At 66.8% G+C, this 5,424-nt stretch carries 4 protein-coding genes; all 4 read left to right on the top strand.

All coding sequences use genetic code 11. The features are described from left to right. Positions 1-49: 49 nt before the first annotated feature. Positions 50-1,486: an aspartate aminotransferase family protein gene (locus ACILRF_RS14000; RefSeq protein ID WP_395673923.1), complete on the top strand. Its 1,437-nt coding sequence runs from the start codon at positions 50-52 to the stop codon at positions 1,484-1,486. A 26-nt stretch (positions 1,487-1,512) separates the two neighbouring features. Next, positions 1,513-3,480: an NAD(P)-binding protein gene (locus ACILRF_RS13995; protein WP_395673921.1), complete on the top strand. Its 1,968-nt coding sequence runs from the start codon at positions 1,513-1,515 to the stop codon at positions 3,478-3,480. Positions 3,481-3,525: 45 nt separating this feature from the next. Next, positions 3,526-5,067 (top strand): APC family permease, encoded by a 1,542-nt coding sequence (locus ACILRF_RS13990; RefSeq protein ID WP_395673919.1) that lies wholly within the window; start codon positions 3,526-3,528, stop codon positions 5,065-5,067. A 70-nt stretch (positions 5,068-5,137) separates the two neighbouring features. Continuing rightward, the coding region (locus ACILRF_RS13985) for a hypothetical protein (protein WP_395673917.1) at positions 5,138-5,424 on the top strand (287 nt) is incomplete at its 3' end.

Here is a 5,424-nt window from a genome sequence, read left to right as displayed (position 1 = left end):
TTGTGATCGCAGCCAACGACACGCTGCGACCCAAGACTTCGAGGACCCGATGACTGCTGTGATCCGCAACTACGACATTCCAGCCCTGCGGAAGATGGATGTCGACCACCACCTCGCGCCCCAGCAGGACTGGCAGGCGATCCAGCAGATGGGCGGAAGCCGGATCATCACCCGGGCCGAGGGCAGCACGTTGTACGACGGCGACGGCAACACCATCCTCGACGGCATGGCTGGCCTATGGTGCGTCAACATCGGCTACGGCCGCGACGAGATGGCCAAGGTCGCTTACGACCAGATGCTGGAACTGCCGTACTACAACACCTTCTTCAAAACCGCGACGCCGCCGCCGCTGATGCTGGCCAAGAAGCTGGCTGAACTGCTTGGCGGCAAGCTGAAGCACGTCTTCTTCAACAACTCCGGCTCCGAGGCCAACGACACCATCCTGCGTCTCGTGCGCCACTACTGGGATGTCAAAGGCCAGCCGAAGCGCAAGATCATCATCGGCCGCCACAACGGCTATCACGGCTCGACCGTTGCGGGTGTCAGCCTGGGCGGGATGAAGGCCATGCATGAGCAGGGCGACTTCCCGATCCCGGGCATCGAGCATGTCATGCAGCCGTATCTGTTCGGTGATGCGCTGGGCGAGGACCCGGCCGCCTTCGCCGAACGGGCGGCGAGCGCCATCGAAGAGCGGATCCTGGAAGTCGGGGCCGAGAACGTCGCGGCGTTCATCGGCGAGCCGGTGCAAGGCGCCGGCGGCGTGATCATCCCGCCTGCCGACTATTGGACCCGCGTCGAAGCGATCTGCCGCAAGTACGGCATCCTGCTGATCTGCGACGAAGTCATCTGCGGCTTCGGCCGTCTCGGCGAATGGTTCGGCCACCAGCACTTCGGTGTGAAGCCGGACCTGGTGGCGATGGCCAAAGGCCTGTCGTCCGGCTACCTGCCGATCTCGGCGGTCGGCGTGTCGAGCGAGATCGTCGACACCCTGCGCAACGCGGGCGGCGAGTTCATCCACGGCTATACCTACTCCGGTCACCCGGCGGCGGCGGCGGTGGCGCTGAAGAACATCGAGATCATGGAGCGCGAGAAGCTGATCGAGCGTGTCCAGACCGACATCGGCCCGTACTTCGCCCAGGCGCTGGCGAGCCTCAACGACCATCCGCTGGTCGGCGAGGCCCGCACGCTCGGCCTGATCGGCGGCGTCGAGATCGTGTCGAAGAAGGGCACCAACGAGCGCTTCACCGGCAAGGAAGGCCACGCTGGTCCGGTCGTGCGCGACATCTGCATCCGCAATGGCCTGATGGTCCGCGCCATCCGCGACACCATCGTCATGAGCCCGCCGCTGGTCATCACCCGCGAAGAGGTCGATCGTCTGGTGGCGATCATCCGCGCGGCGCTGGATGAGGCTGCGCCGGCTCTGCGGGCCGCGCCGCAGGCGCCGCCCGCACCGCCGGTCGAAGAGAACGAAGTGGCGCTGGGCTGAATTCGGACGGGGAGGGGGCAAACGCGATGGCGGACAGCCCCAGGACCGGGCGCCCTCTTGGCCTCGACACCCCGATTGAACGGCGGGACTTCCTGAACGGCCTGGCCATCGGCGCAGGCCTGCTCGCGACCGGCTGTACGCTACCGGCCGAATCGGCAACGGGGGCGGCGCCTCCGACCCAGGGGCCGGCGGGTTACTACCCGCCGACCCGCATAGGCATGCGGGGCAGCCATCCCGGCTCGTTCGAAGGGGCTCACGCGCTGCGCGATGGTCAGGCGGTTGCGCCGCCTTCAGCGACGGGGGAGAGCTATGACCTCGTCGTCGTCGGCGGCGGCATCAGCGGCCTCTCCGCAGCGTGGTTCTGGCGCCAGGCACGCCCCGACGCCCGCATCCTGATCCTGGACAACCACGACGATTTCGGCGGCCACGCGAAGCGGAACGAGTTCGAGGTCGACGGGCGCACGCTGCTGTCAAACGGCGGCACCATGCTGATCCACAGCCCCCGGCCTTACAGCCCGGTCGCCGACAGGCTTCTGAAATCCCTCGGGATCGATCCGCCCGCCCTGGCCAAGGCCGGTCGGGGCGACAGTCCGTTGGACCGGCTGGGATCGGCGACCTTCTTCGACAAGGCGACCTTCGGCGCCGACAAGCTGGTGATGCAGCCGGCAAGCGATAAGCCGACGGCCGCCGAACTGGCAGCCAGCCTCGCCGACGCGCCGCTCAGCGAAGCCGTCAAGCGCGACATCGTGCGGATCGAGACCAGCCGCCAGGACTACATGCCGGGCGTGTCCGCGGCCGAGAAGGCGGACCGGCTCTCTCGAATGAGCTATCGCGACTATCTGCTGAAGGTCGTGAAGGCCGATCCCGGCGTCATCCCATATTACCAGACCCGCACCCACGGCGAGTGGGGCCTCGGCATCGACGCCGAGCCGGCGCTGGACTGCTGGGGCGCAGGTCACCCCGGATTCCAAGGGCTGGGTCTCGTGCGCGGAAAGATCCCGCGGATGGGCAACACCGCCGGCGGCTACGCTTCCACGGACATGTCGTATTTCTTCCGGTTCCCAGACGGCAACGCGACGATCGCCCGCCAGCTGGTCCGCCAGCTCGTGCCCGGCGTCGCGCCGGGATCGACGGTTCAGGACGTCATCCTGGCGAAATTCGACTACGCGGCGCTGGACCGGCCCGACGCGCCGGTTCGCCTGCGGTTGAACAGCACCGTCGTCAACGCCCGCCATATCGGCGGCGGCGAAGAGGTCGAGATCACCTACATGAATGGCGGCCGCGCCCACAGCGTGCGCGGCGCCGTCTGCATCCTCGCCGGCTACAACATGATGGTCCCGTACATCGTGCCGGACCTGCCGGAGGCGCAGAAGGATGCCCTGCACCAGCTCGTGAAGGTGCCGCTCGTCTACACCAACGTGGCCCTGCGCAACTGGCGGGCCTTCGACAAGCTGGGCGTCTCGTCGGTGTCCGCGCCTGGCTCCTATTTCTCGTCCTTCAGCCTGATCCGTCCCGCCAGCATCGGCGGCTATACCGGGCCGGCGTCGCCGGACGATCCGGCGATCCTGTTCATGCTGCGGACGCCAAACTCGCCCGGCGCGCCGACCGAGCGTGACCAGCATCGGGCCGGCCGCGCCGAGTTGCTCGGCACGCCGTTCGACGTTTTTGAACGCAACATCCGCGATCTGCTCACGCGGGCCCTAGGCCCCGCGGGTTTCGACGCGGAACGGGACATCGCCGCGATCGCGGTGAACCGATGGCCCCACGGCTACGCCTATGAGTACAATCCGCTCTACGATCCCTGGGACGTTCCGGAGAGCGAGCGTCCTCACGTCATCGGCCGGCGACGGTTCGGGCGCATCGCAATCGCCAATTCGGATTCCGGGGCCGCCGCCTACACGGACTCTGCCATCGATCAGGCGCACCGCGCCGTCCACGAACTTCTCGCCGCGGGCGCGCCGGCGGCTCCAGGACGACAACGAACGCCGGCCTGATCCCGCATCGGGGGGACCGACGTCAGCGAACGGGGAAACAAGAGAATGTCTGAGCAGGACTCGGGGGCCGGATTATCGCGAAAAGGGCTGAACGCCGGCGCGGTCGGTCTGCTCGGCGCGACGGTCATCGGCATTTCGTGCGTCGCCCCGGCCTACACCCTGACCGCCGCGCTCGGCCCGACGGTGGCGGCGGTGGGCGTGCAGGTGCCGGCGGTCATCCTCGTCGGTTTCCTGCCGATGTTGCTGGTGGCCTTCGGCTATCGTGAGCTGAACCGGGCGATGCCCGACAGCGGCACGTCGTTCACCTGGGCGACACGCGCGTTCGGCCCTGTCATCGGATGGATGGGCGGCTGGGGTCTGATTGCGGCGACGGTGCTGGTGCTGTCCAATACGGCCGGCATCGCCGTCGATTTCCTCTACCTGCTGCTGTCCCAGATCCTGCGTGATCCCGGCATCGCCCAGCTAACGCTCCACCCGTTCATCAACGTGGCGACCTGCCTGGTCTTCATGGCGCTGGGGACGTGGATTTCCTGCCGCGGCATGGAGGCCACCAAGACCGTGCAGTATGTCCTGGTCGGCTTCCAGATGCTGGTTCTGCTGGCTTTCGGGCTCGTCGGCCTCTGGCGCGTCTACAACGGCGGCGGCTTCGACCCCCTGGAAGTGCGCTGGGAATGGTTCAATCCCTTCGCGGTCTCGTCGTTCAGCGCCTTCGCCGCCGGCCTTTCGCTGTCGATCTTCATCTTCTGGGGGTGGGACGTCACCCTGACCTTGAACGAAGAAACGCGCGGCGCCCGCTCGACGCCGGGCCAGGCCGCGACGGCGACCGTCGTCACCACGGTGCTGATGTACCTGCTGGTCGCCACCGCCTGCATCGCCTTCGCGGGCGTCGGGGCCGAAGGTGTCGGGCTGGGCAATCCGGATATCCAGGGCAACGTTTTCTTCGCCCTGGCCCGGCCGTTCTTCGGGCCGTTCGCCGCGATCATGGCGCTCGCGGTGCTGGTCAGCTCGGCGGCGTCGCTGCAATCAACCATCGTCTCGCCAGCCCGCACCCTGCTGGCGATGGGGCATTACAACGCCCTGCCGGCGGCGTTCGGCCGGGTGAACCCGCGCTACAAGACGCCGGCCTTCGCCACCATCGTGTCGACGTCCTTCTCCTCGGCGTTCTACGCGGTGATGCGGTTCGTCTCGGAGAACGTGCTCAGCGACACGATCACGGCGTTGGGGATCATGATCTGCTTCTACTACTCGATCACCGCCTTCGCCTCGGTCTGGTACTTCCGTCGGCAGTGGTTCAAGTCGGTCTCGAACGCAGTCTTCCAGCTGATCTTCCCGCTGATCGGCGGCCTGATTCTGGCGGCGCTGTTCCTGACCACCACCCTGGACAGCATGGACCCCGAATACGGCAGCGGTTCGCACATCGGCGGCCTGGGCTTGGTGTTCATCATCGGAGTCGGCCTGATCGTCCTTGGCCTTGCCTTGATGACCTGGATGATGTGGCGTCAACCCGGCTTCTTCCGCCAGGAAACGCTCACGAAGGGGGTTTCCGACGGCCGCGAGGACCAGAGCCTCGACGAGCTGCCGTGCTGAAACAACCGCGACCTTGACGGCTCTCGTCAACCTGCTCTTGTGATCACACGCAATATCCGGAGGGACCTCGATGAAGTATCTGATCCTGTCTTCAATGCTGGTGCTGGCCGCCGCCTGTTCCCCGGCCTCCGATGACGGCGCGGCCAAGAAGGCTGAAGCCTCCGCCGCCGCTCCGGCCGCCGACGTGGCCGCCGCCGAGGCCGAGGTGAAGCAGTTCATCGAGACCTACAACGGCTACTACGCCGCCAACGACGTCGATCGCTATTTCGCCTCGTTCGACAAGGACCTGACCCAGTTCTGGTCGTCGGGTCGGGTGACCCTTCAGGAGTACGAGACGGACTGGCGCAAGGGCGTCGC

The sequence above is a fragment of the Phenylobacterium sp. genome, from assembly GCF_044236515.1.
Taxonomy (GTDB): Bacteria; Pseudomonadota; Alphaproteobacteria; order Caulobacterales; family Caulobacteraceae; genus Phenylobacterium.
This window is presented reverse-complemented; position numbering and strand designations above follow the sequence as displayed.

Bases quoted from the DNA above. Each gene is read 5' to 3' on its own strand.
- ACILRF_RS13995 (WP_395673921.1), top strand. From the start codon at position 1,513: ATGGCGGACAGCCCCAGGACCGGGCGCCCTCTTGGCCTCGACACCCCG.
- ACILRF_RS14000 (WP_395673923.1), top strand. From the start codon at position 50: ATGACTGCTGTGATCCGCAACTACGACATTCCAGCCCTGCGGAAGATG.
- ACILRF_RS13990 (WP_395673919.1), top strand. From the start codon at position 3,526: ATGTCTGAGCAGGACTCGGGGGCCGGATTATCGCGAAAAGGGCTGAAC.